At 63.5% G+C, this 20,133-nt stretch carries 20 protein-coding genes and 1 riboswitch; of the genes, 11 read left to right on the top strand and 9 right to left on the bottom strand.

From position 1 onward, the window contains the following. The first annotated feature begins 38 nt into the window (after window positions 1–38). A complete protein-coding gene (gene trpB / locus C9E81_RS02410) occupies window positions 39–1,265 on the top strand; it encodes a tryptophan synthase subunit beta (protein ID WP_122110706.1) in 1,227 nt (408 codons plus the stop codon). 126 nt (window positions 1,266–1,391) lie between these two features. After that, entirely contained in the window at window positions 1,392–2,195 is an 804-nt protein-coding gene (locus C9E81_RS02405) for a hypothetical protein (protein WP_122110705.1), read from the top strand. Between the two features lie 61 nt (window positions 2,196–2,256). Here C9E81_RS02405 and C9E81_RS02400 read toward each other — a convergent pair whose 3' ends face one another. The 4 genes from C9E81_RS02400 to pth all read right to left on the bottom strand — a co-directional run bounded on the left by C9E81_RS02400 (window position 2,257) and on the right by pth (window position 5,096). Then, entirely contained in the window at window positions 2,257–2,781 is a 525-nt protein-coding gene (locus C9E81_RS02400; protein WP_166461794.1) for a DUF4893 domain-containing protein, read from the bottom strand. A 73-nt stretch (window positions 2,782–2,854) separates the two neighbouring features. After that, entirely contained in the window at window positions 2,855–3,229 is a 375-nt protein-coding gene (locus C9E81_RS02395; protein WP_122110703.1) for a DUF2237 family protein, read from the bottom strand. A 59-nt stretch (window positions 3,230–3,288) separates the two neighbouring features. Then, window positions 3,289–4,368 (bottom strand): DUF2332 domain-containing protein, encoded by a 1,080-nt coding sequence (locus tag C9E81_RS02390; RefSeq protein ID WP_122110702.1) that lies wholly within the window; start codon window positions 4,366–4,368, stop codon window positions 3,289–3,291. Continuing rightward, a complete protein-coding gene (pth, locus tag C9E81_RS02385; protein WP_122110701.1) occupies window positions 4,365–5,096 on the bottom strand; it encodes an aminoacyl-tRNA hydrolase in 732 nt (243 codons plus the stop codon). The genes C9E81_RS02390 and pth overlap by 4 nt, the downstream gene beginning before the upstream one ends. A 164-nt stretch (window positions 5,097–5,260) precedes the next feature. On the opposite strand from pth, the gene C9E81_RS02380 reads away from it, so the two are divergent. After that, window positions 5,261–5,893 carry an ATP-dependent Clp protease proteolytic subunit gene (locus C9E81_RS02380; protein WP_122110700.1) on the top strand — a complete coding sequence of 211 codons (633 nt, stop codon included), beginning with the start codon at window positions 5,261–5,263 and terminating at the stop codon, window positions 5,891–5,893. A gap of 167 nt (window positions 5,894–6,060) precedes the next feature. Continuing rightward, window positions 6,061–7,326: an ATP-dependent Clp protease ATP-binding subunit ClpX gene (gene clpX, locus C9E81_RS02375; protein ID WP_122110699.1), complete on the top strand. Its 1,266-nt coding sequence runs from the start codon at window positions 6,061–6,063 to the stop codon at window positions 7,324–7,326. A gap of 110 nt (window positions 7,327–7,436) precedes the next feature. On the opposite strand, the gene C9E81_RS02370 is transcribed toward clpX, so the two are convergent. Then, a complete protein-coding gene (locus tag C9E81_RS02370; RefSeq protein WP_122110698.1) occupies window positions 7,437–8,504 on the bottom strand; it encodes an alkene reductase in 1,068 nt (355 codons plus the stop codon). 142 nt (window positions 8,505–8,646) lie between these two features. Then, a riboswitch (TPP riboswitch) is annotated at window positions 8,647–8,788 on the top strand. Window positions 8,789–8,885: 97 nt separating this feature from the next. On the opposite strand from C9E81_RS02370, the gene thiC reads away from it, so the two are divergent. Genes thiC through C9E81_RS02340 form a run of 6 tightly spaced genes read left to right on the top strand, consistent with a single transcriptional unit; the run spans window position 8,886 to window position 14,215 of the window. Beyond that, window positions 8,886–10,709, top strand: a complete 1,824-nt coding sequence (thiC, locus tag C9E81_RS02365; protein WP_122110697.1) for a phosphomethylpyrimidine synthase ThiC — start codon at window positions 8,886–8,888, stop codon at window positions 10,707–10,709. A 52-nt stretch (window positions 10,710–10,761) separates the two neighbouring features. Further along, the gene (locus tag C9E81_RS02360; protein WP_122110696.1) at window positions 10,762–11,691 is read left to right on the top strand and encodes an FAD-dependent oxidoreductase; all 930 of its coding nucleotides are present in this window, start codon (window positions 10,762–10,764) and stop codon (window positions 11,689–11,691) included. Next, the gene (thiS, locus tag C9E81_RS02355) at window positions 11,681–11,878 is read left to right on the top strand and encodes a sulfur carrier protein ThiS (protein ID WP_122110695.1); all 198 of its coding nucleotides are present in this window, start codon (window positions 11,681–11,683) and stop codon (window positions 11,876–11,878) included. The genes C9E81_RS02360 and thiS overlap by 11 nt, the downstream gene beginning before the upstream one ends. A 3-nt stretch (window positions 11,879–11,881) precedes the next feature. Beyond that, window positions 11,882–12,640 carry a thiazole synthase gene (locus tag C9E81_RS02350; protein ID WP_122110694.1) on the top strand — a complete coding sequence of 253 codons (759 nt, stop codon included), beginning with the start codon at window positions 11,882–11,884 and terminating at the stop codon, window positions 12,638–12,640. 2 nt (window positions 12,641–12,642) lie between these two features. Continuing rightward, entirely contained in the window at window positions 12,643–13,254 is a 612-nt protein-coding gene (locus C9E81_RS02345; RefSeq protein WP_122111130.1) for a thiamine phosphate synthase, read from the top strand. Next, complete coding sequence (locus tag C9E81_RS02340) at window positions 13,241–14,215, top strand: HesA/MoeB/ThiF family protein (protein WP_122110693.1); 975 nt, start codon at window positions 13,241–13,243, stop codon at window positions 14,213–14,215. The genes C9E81_RS02345 and C9E81_RS02340 overlap by 14 nt, the downstream gene beginning before the upstream one ends. Window positions 14,216–14,278: 63 nt before the next feature. Here C9E81_RS02340 and C9E81_RS02335 read toward each other — a convergent pair whose 3' ends face one another. The 4 genes from C9E81_RS02335 to C9E81_RS02320 are packed head-to-tail and all read right to left on the bottom strand — an operon-like array spanning window position 14,279 to window position 18,936. Continuing rightward, on the bottom strand, window positions 14,279–15,046 hold the full coding sequence (locus C9E81_RS02335) for an SDR family NAD(P)-dependent oxidoreductase (protein ID WP_122110692.1): 768 nt from the start codon (window positions 15,044–15,046) through the stop codon (window positions 14,279–14,281). Window positions 15,047–15,077: 31 nt separating this feature from the next. Further along, window positions 15,078–15,857 carry an enoyl-CoA hydratase-related protein gene (locus C9E81_RS02330; protein WP_122110691.1) on the bottom strand — a complete coding sequence of 260 codons (780 nt, stop codon included), beginning with the start codon at window positions 15,855–15,857 and terminating at the stop codon, window positions 15,078–15,080. Beyond that, window positions 15,854–17,164 (bottom strand): 3-hydroxyacyl-CoA dehydrogenase, encoded by a 1,311-nt coding sequence (locus tag C9E81_RS02325; RefSeq protein ID WP_243698463.1) that lies wholly within the window; start codon window positions 17,162–17,164, stop codon window positions 15,854–15,856. The genes C9E81_RS02330 and C9E81_RS02325 overlap by 4 nt, the downstream gene beginning before the upstream one ends. Before the next feature lie 35 nt (window positions 17,165–17,199). Continuing rightward, on the bottom strand, window positions 17,200–18,936 hold the full coding sequence (locus tag C9E81_RS02320) for a class I adenylate-forming enzyme family protein (protein ID WP_243698462.1): 1,737 nt from the start codon (window positions 18,934–18,936) through the stop codon (window positions 17,200–17,202). A gap of 401 nt (window positions 18,937–19,337) precedes the next feature. Between C9E81_RS02320 and C9E81_RS02315 the strand changes: the two genes are divergently transcribed. Beyond that, window positions 19,338–20,132 carry an enoyl-CoA hydratase gene (locus C9E81_RS02315; protein ID WP_122110690.1) on the top strand — a complete coding sequence of 265 codons (795 nt, stop codon included), beginning with the start codon at window positions 19,338–19,340 and terminating at the stop codon, window positions 20,130–20,132. The last annotated feature ends 1 nt before the right edge of the window (window position 20,133 follow it).

Below are 20,133 nucleotides of genomic sequence, written 5' to 3'. Positions count from 1 at the left end.
TTTGCCCAAATACCTCTTCAACCGCGAAGGCGCACCCAATGCCCGATGATCTGGTGAACAGCTTCAGGAACGGACCCGACGAACAGGGCCGCTTCGGCATCTATGGCGGCCGCTTCGTCAGCGAAACGCTGATGCCGTTGATCCTCGATCTCGAGGCCGAATACGAGCGGGCCAAGACCGACGCGGCATTCTGGGCCGAGATGGACGATCTCTGGACCCATTACGTGGGCAGGCCCTCGCCGCTTTATCACGCCGAACGGCTGACCGAACGCTTGGGCGGGGCAAAGATCTATCTCAAGCGCGACGAGTTGAACCATACCGGCGCACACAAGATCAACAATGTGCTGGGCCAGATCCTGCTGGCGCGGCGCATGGGCAAGACCCGCATCATCGCCGAGACCGGGGCGGGCCAGCATGGTGTGGCGACGGCGACGGTCTGCGCGCGGTTCGGGCTGAAATGCGTGGTCTATATGGGTGCCCATGATGTCGAACGCCAGGCCCCGAACGTCTTCCGCATGCGGCTTCTGGGGGCAGAGGTCGTGCCGGTCACCTCGGGCCGTGGCACGCTGAAGGACGCGATGAACGATGCGCTTCGCGATTGGGTCACCAATGTCCGCGACACCTTCTATTGCATCGGCACGGTGGCCGGGCCGCATCCCTATCCGGCGATGGTCCGCGATTTCCAGTCGATCATCGGCAAGGAGGCGCGCGAGCAGATCATGTCCCGCGAGGGACGCTTGCCCGATACGATCATCGCCGCGATCGGCGGCGGCTCGAACGCGATGGGGCTGTTCTTTCCCTTCCTCGATGACAAGAGCGTCCACATCATAGGCGTTGAGGCCGGCGGCAAGGGAGTCGATGACCGGATGGAGCATTGCGCCTCGCTGTCCGGGGGGCGCGCAGGCGTGCTGCATGGCAACCGCACCTATCTGCTGCAGGACGAGGATGGCCAGATCCTCGAAGGCTATTCGATCAGCGCCGGGCTCGACTATCCCGGCATCGGTCCCGAGCATGCCTGGCTGAAGGATGTGGGCCGCGCCGAATATGTCAGCATCACCGATGACGAGGCGCTGGCAGCCTTCCGCATGTGCTGCGAGACCGAGGGCATCATCCCGGCACTGGAGCCCTGTCACGCGCTGGCCCATGTGATGAAGATCGCACCCGAACTGCCCAAGGACCACCTGATCGTGATGAACATGTGCGGACGCGGCGACAAGGACATCTTCACAGTTGCCAAGCATCTTGGTGTCGACATCAAAATCTGACCGTAATCAGCAGATTATGCGTTGCGTCGGCGGGGTTCCGCTGTCTGATATGACGGCTGCGTGAAGGCCCGGACCTGTGCCTTGGGCAATGCGTTTTGTTGCCATGACCGATCAAGGAGGCAACAAATGCTGACCGATAAGATCAAATTCGCCATACTGGGCGGCAAGGTCGCCGCGCTGAGCGTTCTGCTGGGGACCAGCGCCCTGGCGCATGAAGCGACGGTGGTGGATACGCCCGAGGGCAATACCGTCGCCATTCCCGATGCCGCACAGAGCACGGAATCGCCTGTGGGCGCGATCCGCGAGACCGACTACCCGATCCTGGAGCAGTGGCAGAATGACGAAGCTGTCGCCGTGACGCTGATCGAGCAGGGCTATACCGATGTCCATATCCTGCGGCAGGGCGCGTTGATGACCGTGACCGCACAGCGCGACGGACAGCCGACCGAACTGATCTACAGCATCGCCAATGGCAGTCTCGTTTCCGTCGACGGGGTCGAACTGCGCCGGGGTGAGGAAGCTTCCTCGGCGGAGCTCGCCCCTGCCGTAGAGGAGATAGCGGACGATGTGCCCCCCGACGAGGATGTGACGGATGACGGCGTGACGGATGACGGCACCGATGACGCTGCGGATGATGGCGTGTCGGACGGAACCGACACCGGCTCGACCGATGATGGCGCAACCGGCGACGGTGTAACCGACGACGGCTCTGACGAGGGCACCTCGGATGATGGCGCCGATGGCGGGATGGGCGGTGACGACGGCTCCACCGGCGATGATTCCGGCACGGACGGTACCGACAGCGATTCCGATGCGGACGGCGCCGACGGCGATTCCAGCGATACCGGATCGGATTCCGGTGAAGGCTCCGATTCGGATGGCGGATCGGATTCCGATGGCGGGTCGGAAGGCGGCGAGAGCAGCATCTGACAGGCCGAATATGAATGACGCGGCAAGCCGGCAGGGATAACTTGCCGGCTTTTCCGATGCTTTAACGTTGCAGCGCCAACAGGTTCATGCGTGATTCCAGGTAGGGGTCAGGAAACAGGATGCGCCCGCGATCCGGACCGGTGATCTCGACCACACCGACTTCGGGCACGCGTTGCGGCATGTCCTGCGGGCTGATTTCGTCCGGCAGCTCGGCATAGAGTGGCGGCGTGTCACCCGCGATGAAACCGGTTCCCAGATAGACCAGCCGGCCATCATCCCGGTGCAGATGCCCCTTGCTGCGTTGCGATCCGGTGAGCTTCTCGAAGCCGCCATCTTCGGTCACCACGCAGGAAAAGCTTTGATAGACGACCAGCGGAACCCCGTTTCCCAGTTTCATCATCCGGCATGACCATTCGCCGGGAAGCCTTTCCAGTGCCTGCTCAGGGGGCAGCGCTACCCCTGCCAGCGCCTCGGCCAGCAGGGCCAGATCCGGGGATGCGCCAGAGGCGAAAGCCTCGCGCAGCGCGCTGCCCGCACTGGCATCCAGTTCCTCGAGGCGGCGCTGATCGTCGGGCCGGATCGTCATTCCATCTGCCAGCTTCGCCTGAGCCGCACCCATCGCCGGGACCAGTGCAAGCAGCAGTGCGAGGAATGCGGGGCTAACTCTGCGTATCGACGGCATGGGCGCGCAGCAATTCGAGGGGGACGATATCGGCGGCACGGGCATGGGTCGCCTCCAGCACCACTTGCGGGGCGGCGAATTCCTGCGCGGCCTGCAAAAAGCGAGCGGCACACAGGCACCAGCGATCGCCGGGTTTCAGGCCGGGAAAGTGGAATTCCGGGCGTGGCGTGCTCAGGTCATTGCCCAGATATTTCGACAGTGCCAGGAATTCGGCATTGACGATCACGCAGACCGTGTGGCTGCCGCGATCCTCCGGGCCGGTATTGCAGCAGCCATCCCGAAAGAAACCGGTCAGCGGTTTGTTGGAACAGGGCTGTAACGGCCCGCCCAGCACGTTCAGAGATGGCTCCATCTGTGCCTCCTTTCTTGCAGGCTAGCCCGAGCCGCGCGCTGCGCCAAGCCCCTGAGATTTCACAGCGCCGTGGGCTGCCACCTGATCCATCGGCCGTGGAAGTCAACGCGTCCCAATTTCCACGCGCGCAGCCTGCCATTCCATAACCGCAGGGTCAGCGCGGCGCCGTCGCCGCCTATGCCACCATCCCCCTCCATCGAGAAATGCGCCAGCGGAGCCTTGCACGTCGCTTGCGCTCCCGCCGTCTGCAGGGCCGCTTCGCAGACAGCCCGGGTCGCGGGCGGAAAATACTGCCAGGCGATGGTGTGATAGACCAGTGTCATCCGCTCCGGCGCAGGCTGTGCCAGCCGGGTTTCCAGCCATCCCGCCGCATCGCCCTCGGTGACCCGTGGCGGATACCGCCGCGCGATCGCCAAAGCTGCCCGCAACCGGGCCATCCGCTCGGGCTGACCCGCCCAGCAATAGGCCAATAGCCGCAATTCGTCGCCCACCGGATCGACGGGTCGCAGATCCACTCCCTCGGCCTCGGTAACTTTGATGTCCCCCCGGGGCATCTCGCCCGTCCAGTCGGGACGCAACACGACCCGGGGAAGCCCTTCTTCTTCAAGAAATATCCCGGGGGAATCCGGGCCGGACGGGGGCAGCACCCCCTTCGGATTCAGGTCGTAGCGATGAAAATTCAGGTTGAGCCCGGCCGATGCGCCCAGTTCCAGCGCTCTGATCGGAAGCGGGCATTGGCCGGTCGCGAAACGCGCCGCTGCGATGATCGCTGCCGCCCGCCCAACCTCGTTTGTCTGGGGCGGACCCTGCAGCCAGCCCAGCAGGTGATCCTCATGCCTGGCGATTGCCTGCAGCAGGATCCCGGCGGTCGGACGGGCATCGGCATAGGCCGCCGCCAATGTCTTGTCCGCCCCGGTCAGCACCAGCGCATGCAGCCCTCCGCAAAGCCGCAGCGGCACCGCGTCGGCACGTGGAGAGGAATCGCCTGGCCAGTTCAGGATGCGGTGCGCGACCTCTCCCTGGTCCTCTTGCAAGGTCTCGGCAAGGATTTCGCAGATCTCGGCAGTCAGCGGGGAGCCGAGCGCACGGCAGGCGATTGCCTGCTTGCGAAAGGATTCGCGGTGACCGGCGGCGGTCACTTGAAACGCTCGGTCAGGGCACGCAGGCGGTCGGCGAAGCTGGGAGGCTCCTGCTGCGGTTTCTGTGACGCCTCCGCTTCCTGCTTGTCGGCAGAAGGTTTCTTGGAGGCGGGCGGCTTGCGCTTCGGTGGCGCCTCGGGGGCGGTGCCGCTGTTACGGGCCGGCGCCACGCGATTGGCCACCGCGTTCTGGAAGCGCCCGTTATCGCCCGCCGCCAGCGCCGCCACTCCGTCCGAGATCCCGCGTAGCAGATCGTCCAGCCATTCCTGATCCGCCTTGGCGAAATCCGACAGCACATAGCCCGCCACCCGGTCCTTGTGCCCCGGATGCCCGATCCCGAGCCGCACCCGGTCGTAATCCGCCCCGATATGCTGATGGATCGAGCGCAGCCCGTTATGCCCGGCATGCCCGCCGCCGCGCTTGACCCTGCATTTGCCGGGAGCGAGATCCAGTTCGTCATGCAGAACGGTAACATCGGCGGGCGTCAGCTTCAGGTAGCGCATCGCCTCGCCAACGGATTGACCCGACAGGTTCATGAATGTCTGCGGCTTCAACAGCATGACCCGGCTTTCGCCAAGGCGTCCCTCGGCCACCTGGCCCTGGAAGCGGGCTTTCCACGGCCCCAGCCCATGATCCGCAGCGATCATGTCAACGGCCATGAAGCCGATATTATGGCGGTTGTTCGCGTATTTAGCGCCCGGATTGCCAAGGCCAACGATCAGTTTCATACCTGCCTCCTGCCGTGCCGCCCTCGCGGTGTCAGGTGAATTTCGTTCCATCCCTTGCGGCGGACCTTGCCGGTTACTAAGACTCTGTCAAGCTTTCGCGTCTAGGACAGGGCCTATTGCCCGGACGAATCGCGGGAACAGGGACAATCAGGCAAGGAACAGTGATGAGCGATCCGGCAGAATTCTACATGAACACCCTCGTTCCCATGGTGGTGGAACAGACCTCGCGCGGGGAGCGATCCTACGATATCTTCTCGCGGCTTCTGAAGGAGCGTATCATTTTCGTCTCGGGGCCGGTGCATGACGGGATGTCCACGCTGATCTGCGCGCAGCTCCTGTTTCTTGAGGCGGAGAATCCGTCCAAGGATATCAGCATGTATATCAACAGCCCCGGCGGCGTGGTGACCTCGGGCCTGTCGATCTACGACACGATGCAGTATATCCGGCCCCGCATCTCGACGCTGGTGGTCGGGCAGGCGGCGTCGATGGGCTCGCTGCTGCTCGCGGCGGGGGAACCGGGACTGCGCTATTCGCTGCCCAACAGCCGGGTGATGGTGCATCAGCCCTCGGGCGGATACCAGGGGCAGGCGACCGATATCCTGATCCATGCGCGGGAAACCGAGAAGCTCAAGCGCCGGCTGAATGAAATCTATGTGAAACACACTGGTAAAAAGCTGGAAGACGTGGAAGAGGCGCTGGAGCGTGACCGCTTCATGTCACCTGAGGAGGCGAAGGACTGGGGTCTTATCGACGAGGTGCTGGAACCGCGTGGCAAGGCCGAGCCAGAGAAGAAATAGGGCGAGGGGGGATTGTGACGGAAGCGCGTCATCCCTAACATGGAGCCCAAGGCAATACGCTGCCGGCAAGCATGCCGGGGTGAATGAGTTGAATGGCGATATCCGGACGGGTTCCGGGATCGCCCGCCGCGCCGGGAAGCGCGGGGCGGTAGTGAAGGAAGTGGACGATGGCAAACCAGTCCGGCTCAGACAGCAAGAACACGCTTTATTGCAGCTTTTGCGGCAAGAGCCAGCATGAGGTTCGCAAACTGATCGCGGGGCCGACGGTATTCATCTGCGACGAATGCGTTGAACTCTGCATGGATATCATCCGCGAGGAAACCAAGTCGACCGGGCTGAAATCCGGCGAGGGGGTGCCCACGCCGAAAGAGATTTGCCAGGTTCTGGATGATTACGTGATCGGCCAGGAGCACGCCAAGCGCGTGCTCTCGGTTGCCGTGCATAACCATTACAAGCGGCTGAATCACGGCACGAAATCGGATATCGAGCTGGCCAAGTCGAATATCCTGCTGATCGGTCCCACCGGCTGCGGCAAGACTCTGCTGGCGCAGACGCTTGCGCGGATCCTGGACGTGCCCTTCACCATGGCCGATGCGACCACCCTGACCGAGGCGGGCTATGTCGGCGAGGATGTCGAAAATATCATCCTCAAGCTGTTGCAGGCCAGCGAATACAATGTCGAGCGGGCGCAGCGCGGCATCGTCTATATCGACGAGGTCGACAAGATCACCCGCAAGTCCGACAACCCCTCGATCACCCGCGATGTATCGGGCGAGGGGGTGCAGCAGGCGCTGCTCAAGATCATGGAGGGCACGGTCGCCTCGGTGCCGCCGCAGGGCGGGCGCAAGCATCCGCAGCAGGAATTCCTGCAGGTGGATACGACGAATATCCTGTTCGTCTGCGGCGGTGCCTTTGCCGGGCTGGACCGGATCATCTCGCAGCGCAACAAGGGCACGGCAATGGGCTTTGGCGCCTCGGTCAAGGAGAACGACGATCGCGGTGTGGGCGAGGTATTCAAGGATCTGGAACCCGAGGATCTGCTGAAATTCGGCCTGATCCCGGAATTCGTCGGCCGCCTGCCGGTGATCGCCACGCTGACCGATCTGGACGAGGACGCGCTGATCATCATCCTGACCAAGCCCAAGAACGCCCTGGTCAAGCAATATCAACGGCTTTTCGACCTGGAAGGCGTGCAGCTGACCTTCACCGACGATGCGTTGACCGCAATCGCCAAGCGCGCGATCAAGCGCAAGACGGGCGCGCGCGGGCTGCGTTCGATCATGGAAGATATCCTGCTGGATACCATGTTCGACCTGCCCGGCCTGGAGAGCGTCGAAGAGGTGGTGGTGAACGAGGATGCGGTCGAGAATGCCTCGGTCAAGCCGCTGCTGATCCATGCCGATACCAAGAAGGAAAGCGCCTCGGCCGGGTGATATTCCGGCGAGGCGGCATGCTATCCGCTTCGCATGACCGGACTTTCTGCGAGGGGACGATATTCGGGTGATGCTGCGCCGACCAGATTTGGCGGCGCAGCATATGTGGATTACTCGGCTGCGACGGATTCCGCCGTCGGATAATCGGTATATCCCTCAGCCCCGCCGCTATAGAAGGTCGCCGGATTCACCTCGTTCAGCGGTTTTCCCTTGCGGAAACGTTCCGGCAGGTCGGGGGTCGCGATGAAATCGCGCCCGAAAGCGGCGGCGTCGGCATGCCCTTCCGACAGCAATTGCGTCGCGCTCTGATAGGTCAGCCCCTCATTGGCGACGACGATCCCGCCGAAGGCCTGCTTGATTGCGGGCAGAAGGCTGTCATCGCCGATATGCTCGCGCAGGGCGAGGAAGGCCACGCCTCGCGCCGCCATGTCGTGGGCGACCCGTGTGAACAGGGCGGCGGGATCGCTGTCGCCCAGGTCGTGGCTGTCACCGCGAGGCGCAAGATGCACGCCCACACGATCCGCGCCCCAGATTTCGATCACCGCATCGGTGATTTCGTTCAGCAACCGCACCCGGTTCTCGATCGAACCGCCATACCGGTCGGTCCGCCGATTGCTGCGATCCTGCAGGAACTGGTCGATCAGATAGCCATTGGCGGCATGGATCTCGACGCCGTCGAAACCGGCGAGCCTGGCGTTCTCGGCCCCCTGGCGATAGGCCGCGATGATGCCGGGAATCTCGTCGGTTTCAAGCGCACGCGGCGTGACATAGGCGGTTTTCGGACGCACAAGGCTGACATGACCGGCGGGCTGGATGGCGCTTGGCGCGACCGGAAGCTCTCCGCCAAGAAAGATCGGATGCGAGATGCGTCCGACATGCCATAGCTGCAGGAAAATCACTCCACCGGCCTCGTGCACGGCGTTGGTGACAGCCTTCCAGCCCTCGACCTGTTCCTCGTTCCAGATCCCGGGTGTGTCGGCATAACCGACGCCCATCGGGGTAACGCTGGTTGCTTCGGACAGGATCAGCCCGGCGCCTGCGCGTTGGCGATAATATTCGGCCATCAGCGCATTCGGGACACGCTCTGTCCCGGCCCGGCTACGGGTCAACGGGGCCATGAAGACGCGGTTTTTCAGGCTGAGCGGTCCCAGTTGCAACGGATCGAAAAGGGATGTCATCGAATGTCCTTTCTTCGTGACGAATGCTTTTGCCGGTAAGAACTGTGCCCCCCGACAGAGCCTTTCAATACGCCTCCGCGCATAGCCGCATCCCGCGCTGCGCAAACGGGTGCTTGACAAGTCCCACCGCGTTTGTGACCTTAGCAGATGTCAGGGGAGTCCCGCCCAAGGGACTGAGAGGCTGATTGGTGCCATGTGTCATGCGAATGACCTGTGTCACGGTGCAGCGACCCTTTGAACCTGACCCAGTTGATACTGGCGTAGGAAGACCGAAGGGCAGCCGCTCTTTGGGCCGTGGCGGCCCCGCAAGGACCGCAGACCGGTCGCTTTCTGCCTCAAACGTCATTCTGGGTCTTTTCGAGTGATGCTTGAGGAGACGCCATGAATAAGCACAGCCAACCCGCCGCACCTGAAATCACCACCGGCCCCTTGCCCGCCTCGCGCAAGGCCTGGCACCCGGGGGAGATGCATCGCGATATCCGCGTGCCGATGCGTGAGATCGAGTTGCACCCCTCGGCCATGGAGCCGCCGGTGACGGTCTATGACAGCTCCGGCCCCTATACCGATCCGCAGGCGGTGATCGATATCGCCAGGGGGTTGCCGCGTTTGCGCGAGAATTGGGTCATCGGGCGCGGGGATGTCGAGCGCTACGATGGCCGGGTGGTCAAGCCCGAGGATAACGGCTTTGCCACCGGCGAGCGGCTGGTCCCGGGTTTCCCGCTACGGCATGAGCCGCTCAGGGCGAAAGGCGGGGCGGTGACGCAGATGGCCTATGCCCGAGCCGGTATCATCACGCCCGAGATGGAATTCGTCGCCATCCGCGAGAATCTGGGACGGAAGGCGGCAAAGGAAAAGCTGATCCGCGACGGCAATGACTGGGGCGCGGCCATTCCCGATCACGTCACGCCGGAATTCGTGCGGCAGGAAATCGCCTCGGGACGCGCGATCATCCCCGCCAATATCAACCATCCCGAGATCGAGCCGATGGCTATCGGCCGTAACTTCCTGGTCAAGATCAACGCCAATATCGGCAATTCCGCGGTCACTTCCTCGATGGAGGAAGAGGTCGAGAAGATGGTCTGGGCGATCCGTTGGGGCGCGGATACGGTCATGGACCTGTCTACTGGACGCAATATCCACAATATCCGCGACTGGATCATCCGCAACAGCCCCGTGCCCATCGGCACCGTGCCGATCTATCAGGCGCTGGAGAAGGTGAACGGGGTGGCCGAGGACCTGTCATGGGAGGTGTTCCGCGACACGCTGATCGAACAGGCCGAGCAGGGGGTGGACTATTTCACCATCCATGCAGGCGTGCGGCTGCCCTTCATTCACCTGACCGCCGAGCGGGTGACGGGAATCGTCAGCCGTGGCGGCTCGATCATGGCGAAATGGTGCCTGCATCACCACCGCGAGTCGTTCCTGTATGAGCATTTCGACGAGATCTGCGACATCATGCGCGCCTATGATGTCAGCTTCAGCCTCGGCGACGGGTTGCGCCCCGGCTCTATCGCCGATGCCAATGACGCGGCACAATTCGCCGAGTTGGAAACCCTCGGCGAGTTGACGCAGATCGCGTGGGAAAAGGACTGCCAGGTCATGATCGAGGGCCCCGGCCATGTGCCGATGCACAAGATCAAGGAAAACATGGACAAGCAGCTGACCCATTGCGGCGAGGCGCCTTTTTACACGCTCGGGCCGCTGACGACGGACATTGCGCCGGGATACGACCATATCACCAGCGCCATCGGCGCGGCGATGATCGGCTGGTTCGGGACGGCGATGCTGTGCTATGTCACGCCCAAGGAGCATCTGGGTCTACCCGACCGCGACGATGTGAAGACCGGCGTGATCACCTACAAGATCGCCGCCCATGCTGCCGATCTGGCCAAGGGGCACCCGGCGTCGAAATTGCGTGACGACGCGCTGTCCCGCGCCCGGTTCGAGTTCCGGTGGGAGGATCAGTTCAACCTCTCGCTCGATCCCGACACGGCGCGCGAGTTCCACGACCAGACTCTTCCGAAAGAGGCGCATAAGGTGGCGCATTTCTGTTCTATGTGCGGGCCGAAATTCTGTTCGATGAAGATCAGCCATGACATACGGGCCGAGGCGCGCGCCAAGGGCATGGAGGAAATGGCAGGGAAATACCGCGAGGGCGGCGATCTGTATATGCCGGTCGAGGACATCGAGAAGGTGGAGGGATGAGTTTTCCACTCCACACGGCCACGCGGCGCCTGTTTGCGCGGGGGGCGGGCTGATGTTTTCCGTCATCGGCAACGGAGTCACCGGCCTTTGCGTTGCAAGCGCACTGACTGAGCGGGGCCTGCCCGTTGAACTGCTTGCTGACAGCTCCACCCCCGCCTCGCATTGGGCCGGGGGCATGCTGGCTCCGGGATGCGAAGGGGAATCCGCACCATCCGATGTCGTCAGTGCCGGGGCGGGTGCCGCCGATTGGTGGGCGGCTCGGGTGCCGGGAGTGGTCCGGCGCGGTACGCTGGTCGTGGTCCCGCCTCGCGACAGTGCGGAACTGGACCGTTTCGCGCGGATGACCCGGGGGCATGACGCCGCTGATCCCGGCATATTGGAGCCGGAGCTTGCGGGGCGCTTTGCCCGTGGGCTTTACTTCCCCGAAGAGGCGCATCTGGACCCGCGCGCCGCCATGACCGCCCTGCGGGACCGATTGACCGCCAAGGGCGTGCCGATCCGGCGGGGCGAGCCGCGCGGGCGGGTGATCGATTGCCGGGGGATGGCCGCGCGCGACATGCTGCCCGATCTGCGCGGGGTCAGGGGCGAGATGCTGATCGTCGAGGCCCCGGAACTGGAACTGACCCGGACGGTCCGGCTGCTGCATCCGCGCTTTCCCTGCTATGTCGTGCCGCGCGGGCAGGGGCGCTACATGATCGGCGCGACGATGGTCGAGACCGACGATCCCGGCCCGATTACCGCCCGTGCCATCATGGAACTTCTGTCCGCCGCCTATGCCCTACATCCCGGCTTTGCCGAGGCGCGGCTGGTCGAGGCAGGCGCGGGGCTGCGCCCTGCATTCCCCGACAATATTCCCGCGATCCGTGAAGAAAGGGGGCGTATCCATGTCAACGGCATGTATCGTCACGGCTTCCTAATGGCTCCGGCACTGGCCGAGGCCTTGGCGGATCGCCTGCAGATGGAGATGCGAGATGCGAGTTGAACTGAATGGCGAGCAGGTCGAGACCGCCGCCGCCACATTGTCCGAACTGATCGAGGAGCAGGGGCTTGCCGCGCCCTCGGTCGCCACCGCGGTGAATGGTGAGTTCGTGCCGCGCGGTATGCGGGATGGAACCGCATTGACCGAGGGCGCGCGGATCGAGGTGTTGTCGCCGATGCAAGGGGGCTGAGCGATGTTCTACGGGTTCACGCCGAAATCGAGGTTGATGCTGGGAACGGCGCAATATCCTTCACCCAGGGTGTTGAGCGACGCGATTGCAGCCTCGGAGGCAGAGATCATCACCGTCAGCCTGCGCCGGGAAGGGGCAGGAGGCGCGGGGTTCCGCGATCTGATCAAGGCCAGCGGTTGCCGGCTTTTGCCCAATACGGCGGGCTGCCACAGTGCCCGCGAGGCGGTCACCACGGCGCAGATGGCGCGCGAGCTGTTCGGGACCAGCTGGATCAAGCTGGAGGTGATCGGCCACGCCGACACGCTGCAACCCGATCCATTCGCGCTGGTCGAGGCGGCGCGGATCCTTTGCTCGGATGGCTTCGAGGTGTTTCCCTATACGACCGAGGACCTGATCCTGGGCGAGAAGCTGATCGAGGCCGGGTGCCGGGTGCTGATGCCATGGGGTGCGCCGATCGGCTCGGGGCAGGGGCTGCGGCACGAGGACGCGCTGCACACGATGCGGGCACATTTCCCGGATATCCCGCTGGTTATCGACGCGGGGATCGGCGCGCCGTCGCAGGCGGCGAAGGCGATGGAAATGGGCTTTGACGCGGTGCTGCTGAACACCGCTGTCGCCCGCGCGGGTGATCCCGTGACGATGGCGCGGGCCTTTGCCGGGGCGGTTCAGGCCGGGCGGCTGGCGCATGAGGCGGGGTTGATGGGGCGGCGCGACATGGCGATGGCCTCGACCCCGATATTCGGCATGGCGGCGCTGTCATGAGGCTGGATCGTTTCTATCTCATCACCGGGACTGCCGATCTGTTGGAGCGGCTGGTGCCCCTGGGCGTGCGGCTGGTGCAGTTGCGGGTCAAGGACGTCGAGGGCGCTGCCCTGCGCGATCAGGTGGCACGGGCGCGCGATTGCTGCGCGGCGCATGGGGCGCAACTGGTGTTGAACGATTACTGGCAACTGGCGCTGGAGATGGGCGTGGATTTCGTCCATCTGGGGCAGGAGGATATGGACAGCGCCGATTTCGATGCGCTGCGCCGGGGCGGGGTGCGCTTTGGCCTGTCCACGCATGACGAGGCGGAACTGGACCGCGCCCTGTCTTTCGGCCCGGAATATGTGGCCCTCGGGCCGGTTTACCCGACGCTGCTGAAAAAGATGAAATGGGGTCCGCAGGGACTGGATCGCGTTCGCGACTGGAAGCGGCGGGTGGGCGATGTGCCGCTGGTCGCTATCGGCGGGCTGACACCCGAACGCCTGCCCGGTGTTTTTGCGGCGGGCGCGGATAGCGCGGCGGTGGTCACCGACATCCAGACTGCCCCCGATCCCGAGGCGCGCTGCAAGGAATGGATCTTGGCCACGCGAGAGGGTGCGCATGTCCCGCTATGACCGGCAGATGATCCTGCCCGAGATCGGTGCCGAGGGGCAGGCGCGGCTGGCCGCTGCCCGGGTGCTGATCATCGGTGCGGGAGGGCTGGGCGCGACGGTGATCCCGGCTCTGGCCGGTGCGGGCGTGGGGTATCTGCGGATCGTCGATGGCGATTGCGTCGATGAAAGCAACCTGCATCGCCAGACGTTGTTCCGTCATGCCGATATCGGCAAGCCCAAGGCCGATTGCGCCGCGCGCGAGGCGATGGCGCTGAACCCCGGGATCATGGCCGAGGCGGTCCGCGGCTGGCTGGATCCGGTAACGGTAGGTGCGATGCTGGAGGACACCGATCTGGTGATCGACGCGGCGGACAGTTTCGCCGTAAGTTATATTCTCTCGGATGCCTGCATGCGCCGCCGCCTGCCGCTGATCGCTGCCTCGGTGCTGGGACGGCAGGGATATGTGGGCGGGTTCTGCGGCGCCGGGCCAAGCCTGCGGGCGCTGTTTCCCGATCTGCCGCGACGAGCTCAAAGCTGCGCGACGGCGGGAGTGATGGGACCCGCCGTCGCGGTGATGGGAGCCTTGCAGGCGCAGATGGCGCTTTCAGCCCTCCTGGGATTGCAACCCTCGCCCATCGGGCAGGCGATGACGGTCGATCTGGCCGGATGGCGTTTCGGAAGTTTCCGCTTCGACAGCGCTCCCGAACCCGATGGACCGGCGCTATCCTTCGTGGCAAAGGCCGATCTGCGCGACGCCGATTGCGTGGTCGAGCTGCGCCCCGAGAGCGAGGCCCCATGCAAGGTTACGTCCGGCGCCTTGCGGATTGCCCCCGAGGCGATGGCCGCGTGGCGGCCCCCGGCAGGTCGGCGCGTGGTGCTGTGCTGCCGCAGCGGGTTGCGGGCATGGCGCGCGGCGGTGGAACTGGCCGGGCGCGGGCATCGCGACCTGGCGCTGCTGGCGGCGGGGCAGGAGGACGGGTGAAGAAACGGGCCCTTTGCTGCAAGAAGGCGGGCGGTCACGCCCGCCATGCCCGTCCGGGCCCTGTCAGGTCCACATGTTCGAGCCGCCGCAAACGGTCAGGGCCTGCCCGGTCATGTAACGGCTGGCATCCGAGGCGAGGAAAACGGCGAGACCCGCGAAATCCTCCGGCTCGCCAAGGCGGCGCAGGGGGATGTCGTTCTGGATCCGCTTTTCGACATCCGGATTGTCCCACAGCTCGCGGGCGAATTCGGTGCGGACAAGGCCGGGGCAGATGGCGTTGAAGCGCACACCCTTCGGGCCGAACTCCGCCGCGAGGTTCCGCACGAGCCCGATCAGAGCCAGTTTCGACATGCCATATGTGCCCAGCATCACCGAGGGTTTGAAGGCCCCGATCGAGGAGGTGAAGGCCATCGATCCCGAGCCTTTCTCGATCATGTCGGGAACCACCATCCCGGCCAGCCAGAGATTCGACTGCACATTGGCCCTCATGGTCTTTTCATAGGCTTCGTCGGGAATCTCGGATGTCGGCCCGTAATAGGGGTTCACCCCGGCATTCCCGATGACCACGTCGATCTTGCCCGCGACCGAGCGGGTCTTGTCGACCAGCGCCTGCAACTGGTCCTTGTAGCCGATATTGCATGCGATCCCGTGGGCCTTACCCTTGCCCATGGCGTTGATCTCGGCGGCAGCCGTGTCCAACTGGTCCTGTTTGCGGGCGGAAATAACCACTGTCGCGCCATGCTCCGCCAGTGCCTTGGCCATGGCAAATCCCATGCCCCTCGAGGCTCCGGTGAGAAGGGCGGTTTTTCCTGTCAGGTCGAACATCATCATCAAGATTCCTTTTCCATAAACACGGGTTGTTTCACCGGTTCACCCAGTTGGGCTTGCGCTTTTCGACGAATGCCCTGACGCCTTCCGAGAAGTCCTCGGTCCGGGCCAGGTCCCGCTGCACCTCGCGTGAGTATTCAAGGTTCTGTGGCAGGGATTCGGTCACGGCCATCCTGTTCAGGACCCGCTTGGTCGCCTTCACAGAAGAGGGAGAGACCTCGCAGATCTGTTCCGCCAATTCCAATGCGCGGGGCAGGACCCGTTCATGCGGGACGACCTCGTTGCAGCAGCCAAGCCGCAGCGCCTCATGGGCCTCGATGGTGCGGCCGGTGAACATCAGTTCCTGCGCAGCGAGCCGCCCGATATAGCGCGACAGCCGCTGGACCCCCGAGGCGGCGGCGAAAAAGCCGACCTTCACCTCTGGCAGGGCGAATTTGGCATGTTCGGAGGCGATGATGATGTCGCAGGACAGCGCCGTTTCGAAGCCGCCGCCCATCGCGAAACCGTTGACCGCCGCGATGATCGGCTTTTCCAGGTCAAAGCGGGAACTCAGCCCGGAGAATCCGGTCGGCGGCATTCCCCTGCTGTTCCCGCCGCTGGCCGTCGCCTTCAGGTCGTTGCCGGCACAGAATGCCTTGTCGCCCGCACCTGTCAGGACGGCGACCCACAGTTCCGGATCGGCGGCGAAGGCGTCCCAGCAACCGCTCATCTCGTGATGCATGTCGGAATGCACCGCGTTGTAGACCTCGGGCCGGTTCATGGTGACGATCAGGATGTTGCCCCGCCGTTCGGTCGTGATGAATTCATGGCTCATGTCTTAAGTCCTCCGCAGTCGATCGCGGTGAAGCTGCCGCCGCTCTCCGCAAGCCGGCGCAAACACGCGGCAGGGGTGAATTCGGGATCATCGGCGCCAAGCCGTTCCATCCGCGCCAATACGGGCTTTGCCCCGATCATGTCGCCATAAAACATCGGACCGCCCTTTTCGGCGGGCCAGCCGTAACCGTTCAGCCAGACCACATCGATATCCGAGGGGCGTTGCGCCTTGTTTTCCTCGAGGATCTTCACTGCCTCGTTGATCATCGGGAAGATGCAGGTTTCGATGATTTCGTCCCGGGACATCGCGATTGGTTCGGCGCCGGTGATGTCGCGGATGATTCCGGCGGTGATATCCGAGGGGACCGGCCTGCGCGCGTCGTCGTAATCGTAATATCCCGCGCCGGTCTTTTGGCCGCGCCGGTCGATTTCACACAGCGCGTCGCGGATTGGATTCTGGGTCGTGGCTCCTTTCGACCAGCCGATATCCAGCCCGGCAAGATCGCTCATCTGGAAAGGGCCCATCCTGAAACCGAACGCGTTGATGGCGGAATCGATATCCCAGGGCATGAGCCCCTTGCGGATCAGCCTGAGGGCCTGCTTTTGCCGTGCGAAGAGGATGCGGTTGCCGACGAAACCCGGGCAGACTCCGACCAGAACGGCGACCTTGCCGATCGTGCGGGCCAAATCCATGCAGGTGGCGACGACATCCGGTGCGGTCTGCCCGGCGCGAACGATTTCGAGCAGTTTCATCACATTGGCCGGGGAAAAGAAATGCAGTCCGATGACATCGGCAGGACGGCTTGTCGCGCTGGCGATCTCGTCGATATCCAGCGCCGAGGTATTGGTCGCCAGGATCGCGCCCGGTTTCATGACCTTGTCCAGTTCGGCAAAGATCCTGCGCTTGAGATCCATGTTCTCGAAGACGGCCTCGATCACCAGGTCACAATTGCCCAGTTCCGCGATATCGAGCCGCCCGTCCAGCCGGGCCATCCGCGCCTCGACCTCGTGCCGGGGAAAGCGCCCCTTGTCGGCGCTGCGCTGGTAATTGCCGCGCACGACCCGCAATCCGCGATCAAGCGCATCCTGCGTCGTATCGACGATCCTGACGGGGATGCCGGCGGTCGCGAAATTCATCGCGATACCGCCGCCCATGGTTCCCGCGCCAATGATCCCGACCGTGCCGATACGGCGACGCGGCGTGGATGGATCGATCCCCGGGACTTCCCAGGCAGCTTTTCCGGCGGCGGCGATATAAGCCTCCACATCTCCGGTCGCGGAGGGGTTCATGATGGTTTCCTGAGCCATGAAAGCTCCTTTGCTGGTTTCCGGTGAGATCTGGATTATCGCCCAAGGCAGGCGGCGCGGACGGCACGGCGATCCGTCTTGTCGGTGGCACCGCGCAGCAGCGGCATATGCTGACACCACAGCTTTTCGGGGATCTTGAACTTCGCGAGATGATCGCAAAGGAAATCTGCCATTTCGGTCTGGCTCATGGATATGCCGTCGCGTAGCTGCACGGCGATACCCACGATCTCGCCCAGGCGTTCGTCGGGCACGGGGAATGCGCATGCCTCGATGACGTCCGGATGCCGATGCAAGGCGCCTTCGACTTCGAGGCAGGAAATATTCTCGCCTCCCCGGATGATGATATGCTTCTTGCGATCCAGGATCGTGACGAAACCCTCTTCGTCGATCATGCCCAGATCGCCGGTGCTCAGCCAGCCATCCTTCAGGACTACTGCGGTTTCCTCCGGCTTGTTCAGGTAGCATCGCATATTGGCAAGGCTCTTGACCGTGATTTCGCCCAGGGTGTTTGGCGGAAGCTGATTACCTGCGTCGTCCAGGATCCTGAGTTCCTGCACCGGCGGGTAAAGTCGCCCGGCGGCGTTCGGGCGATCTTTGTAGACATCGCCCATCATGCCGATCCCCAGGGCGTTGGTTTCAGTCATGCCCCAGCCCGTTCCCACTGCGGCACTCGGGAAGGTTTCCGCGAGCTGGGCGACCTGTGCAGGCGGGCGCTTGGCCCCTCCGGCACCCATATATCTGAGCGAGGGCAGCGTCTCTCCGGTCTCGCGCACGGCGGCCATCAGTTCGGCCGATTGCGTGGGCACGCCCAGAAAGCGGGTGACGTTTTCTGCCTTGATCACCCGGATAGCGTCAATGGGATCCCATTTATGCAGCAGGCTGATCTTGGCCGGTGCCGCCAGGCTGTAGAGGAACTGCGTATGCGAGGCGGTGACATGAAAGAGCGGTGTAACCACCAGGACGGAGGTGGGAAGGGCGGGCGGCGTATGCGGCCCGGGCGGATTCACCAGCGGCGCGATCGCGACCTGCATGAGCCATGAATATACCGCGGTCATCGCGCCGCGATGGGTTTGCACCACGCCCTTCGGATGGCCGGTCGTGCCCGAGGAGTAGATGATCGCGAAATCCTCGTCGGGATCGATATCCGTCTCGATCATCGCGCCGGATTCGATACTGCCGCGCAGTTCCGCATAACCGTGCATCGCGTGACCTTCCCCATCCCTGACGCCTATGGTGGTCAGGCCCAGAGGAGCAGTGAGAGGCCGCAATCTTTCAAGCCGGGGGCCATCGGCGACGACCAGCCGGGCCTCGCTGTCCTGCAACGCGTATTCCAACTCTTCCGTGGTCCACCAGGCATTGAGAAGCACGACAACGCCGCCGATCGAGGATATCGCCAGCATCATGATCAGGTATTCAGGATAATTGCGCATCGCGATGGCGACGCGGCTGTCTTTCGACAGGCCGAACCTGTCGCGCAGGACTCGCGCCATCCTGTCGACGTCATCGCAGAACTCGTCATAGGTCCAGCGTTCGTTGGCATAGACCAGGTAATCCGCAGCCCCGTTGCCATGCTTTTCGCGGTTCGAGCGCATCATCTCGGGCAGGTTCCGCGGGCTGTTTCTGAAAGCCTTGTAGGTGATTCCGCGAACCGTCACCGTCGTCGTCTGGAACATCGGGTCGTGTTTTTCGACATGGCGCACCGCCTGCTCGAATGTCATCGGGCGGCATTGGGCAGCACCGGTATCGGCCACCGCTTGCGTTGATCTGGACATATGGTTTCCTCCCGTAGCGAGCCGGTTCGCAGGCTTTCCTCCGCAACGCGCGCGACTCGTCTCGCGGAGGTTAGTCTCAATCTTTCAGCCTGCCAATACCGCATGACGAAACTCAATTCCGCAAAACTACGATAACGGCAAGTATCCGTTTTTGCCGCGCGGTAAAGCTGCGGCGCATGGATATGGCGGGTGATCATTGCCTTTTCGCCGCCTGCGATCTTGACCTCTGACAGCACCAGCTCTAACCTGACAATTGTCAGTGCGCTACAAAAAAGTGCTATGCTGCCGGAATTCGGAAGGGCTGATTGCGGTCGAGATGCTGACGGGCTGCAAGGCCATCCGGCCATCCGGTTATCCGGTGAACGGAACTCCACCAATGATGAACGAAGGACAAATCATCTATGTCAGAGATGCTGCTGCAGGAATTGAAAGACGGCCTGCTGATCCTAACGATGAACCGCCCCGAGCGGCGTAACGCACTCAATCCCGAGATGACGGAGGCCCTGCGGGACGCGACTGCCCGCGCAGCGCTGGATCCGGATATCCGGGCGGTTTTGCTGACCGGTGCGGATGGGCATTTTTGCGTCGGAGGCGATGTCAAGGCCATGAACGAGGGGCAGGGCGCCGATCTCTCGCCGGGAGAGCGCAAGCATCGCCTGCGCGAGCGCATGAGCATTTCGCAATATCTGCATGACATGCCCAAACCGACGATTGCCGCCATCGAGGGATCGGCGGCCGGTGCCGGGCTTTCCATGGCGCTGGCCTGCGACCTGCGGATCTGTGCCGAGGACGCAAAGATCACCACGGCATTCGCCAAGGTCGGGCTGTCCGGTGATTTCGGCGGCACCTATTTCATTACCCAGATGCTCGGGGCCGCCAAGGCGCGGGAACTGTATCTGACCTCGCCCCTGCTGTCCGGCAAGGAGGCGGCGGCGATCGGCCTGATGACCCGGACGGTTGCGCCGGGACGGGCGCTTGAAGAAGCGGCGGCGCTTGCCATGGAACTGGCCCGGGGTCCGACGCTTACATTCGGTCGTATCAAGCAGAATATCGCCTTGGCCCAGTCCGGCGCCGATCTGAGCGCTTGCTTCGATCAGGAGGCGCAGAACCATGTCCTGTCGATGATGACCGCCGACCACAAGGAAGCCGCCGCCGCCTTCGTCGAAAAGCGCAAGCCGGTATTCAGGGGGGCCTGAG

This window comes from Paracoccus alkanivorans, from assembly GCF_003697785.1.
Taxonomy (GTDB): Bacteria; Pseudomonadota; Alphaproteobacteria; order Rhodobacterales; family Rhodobacteraceae; genus Paracoccus; species Paracoccus alkanivorans.
This window is presented reverse-complemented; position numbering and strand designations above follow the sequence as displayed.

What these genes read in the sequence shown, in the direction of transcription:
- trpB (WP_122110706.1), top strand. Translation starts at nt 39, where the DNA reads ATGCCCGATGATCTGGTGAACAGCTTCAGGAACGGACCCGACGAACAG.
- C9E81_RS02405 (WP_122110705.1), top strand. Translation starts at nt 1,392, where the DNA reads ATGCTGACCGATAAGATCAAATTCGCCATACTGGGCGGCAAGGTCGCC.
- C9E81_RS02325 (WP_243698463.1), bottom strand. Translation starts at nt 17,164, where the DNA reads ATGGCTCAGGAAACCATCATGAACCCCTCCGCGACCGGAGATGTGGAG.
- C9E81_RS02360 (WP_122110696.1), top strand. Translation starts at nt 10,762, where the DNA reads ATGTTTTCCGTCATCGGCAACGGAGTCACCGGCCTTTGCGTTGCAAGC.
- clpX (WP_122110699.1), top strand. Translation starts at nt 6,061, where the DNA reads ATGGCAAACCAGTCCGGCTCAGACAGCAAGAACACGCTTTATTGCAGC.
- C9E81_RS02315 (WP_122110690.1), top strand. Translation starts at nt 19,338, where the DNA reads ATGTCAGAGATGCTGCTGCAGGAATTGAAAGACGGCCTGCTGATCCTA.
- C9E81_RS02380 (WP_122110700.1), top strand. Translation starts at nt 5,261, where the DNA reads ATGAGCGATCCGGCAGAATTCTACATGAACACCCTCGTTCCCATGGTG.
- pth (WP_122110701.1), bottom strand. Translation starts at nt 5,096, where the DNA reads ATGAAACTGATCGTTGGCCTTGGCAATCCGGGCGCTAAATACGCGAAC.
- C9E81_RS02320 (WP_243698462.1), bottom strand. Translation starts at nt 18,936, where the DNA reads ATGTCCAGATCAACGCAAGCGGTGGCCGATACCGGTGCTGCCCAATGC.
- thiC (WP_122110697.1), top strand. Translation starts at nt 8,886, where the DNA reads ATGAATAAGCACAGCCAACCCGCCGCACCTGAAATCACCACCGGCCCC.
- C9E81_RS02395 (WP_122110703.1), bottom strand. Translation starts at nt 3,229, where the DNA reads ATGGAGCCATCTCTGAACGTGCTGGGCGGGCCGTTACAGCCCTGTTCC.
- thiS (WP_122110695.1), top strand. Translation starts at nt 11,681, where the DNA reads ATGCGAGTTGAACTGAATGGCGAGCAGGTCGAGACCGCCGCCGCCACA.
- C9E81_RS02335 (WP_122110692.1), bottom strand. Translation starts at nt 15,046, where the DNA reads ATGATGATGTTCGACCTGACAGGAAAAACCGCCCTTCTCACCGGAGCC.
- C9E81_RS02400 (WP_166461794.1), bottom strand. Translation starts at nt 2,781, where the DNA reads ATGACGATCCGGCCCGACGATCAGCGCCGCCTCGAGGAACTGGATGCC.
- C9E81_RS02330 (WP_122110691.1), bottom strand. Translation starts at nt 15,857, where the DNA reads ATGAGCCATGAATTCATCACGACCGAACGGCGGGGCAACATCCTGATC.
- C9E81_RS02370 (WP_122110698.1), bottom strand. Translation starts at nt 8,504, where the DNA reads ATGACATCCCTTTTCGATCCGTTGCAACTGGGACCGCTCAGCCTGAAA.
- C9E81_RS02350 (WP_122110694.1), top strand. Translation starts at nt 11,882, where the DNA reads ATGTTCTACGGGTTCACGCCGAAATCGAGGTTGATGCTGGGAACGGCG.
- C9E81_RS02340 (WP_122110693.1), top strand. Translation starts at nt 13,241, where the DNA reads ATGTCCCGCTATGACCGGCAGATGATCCTGCCCGAGATCGGTGCCGAG.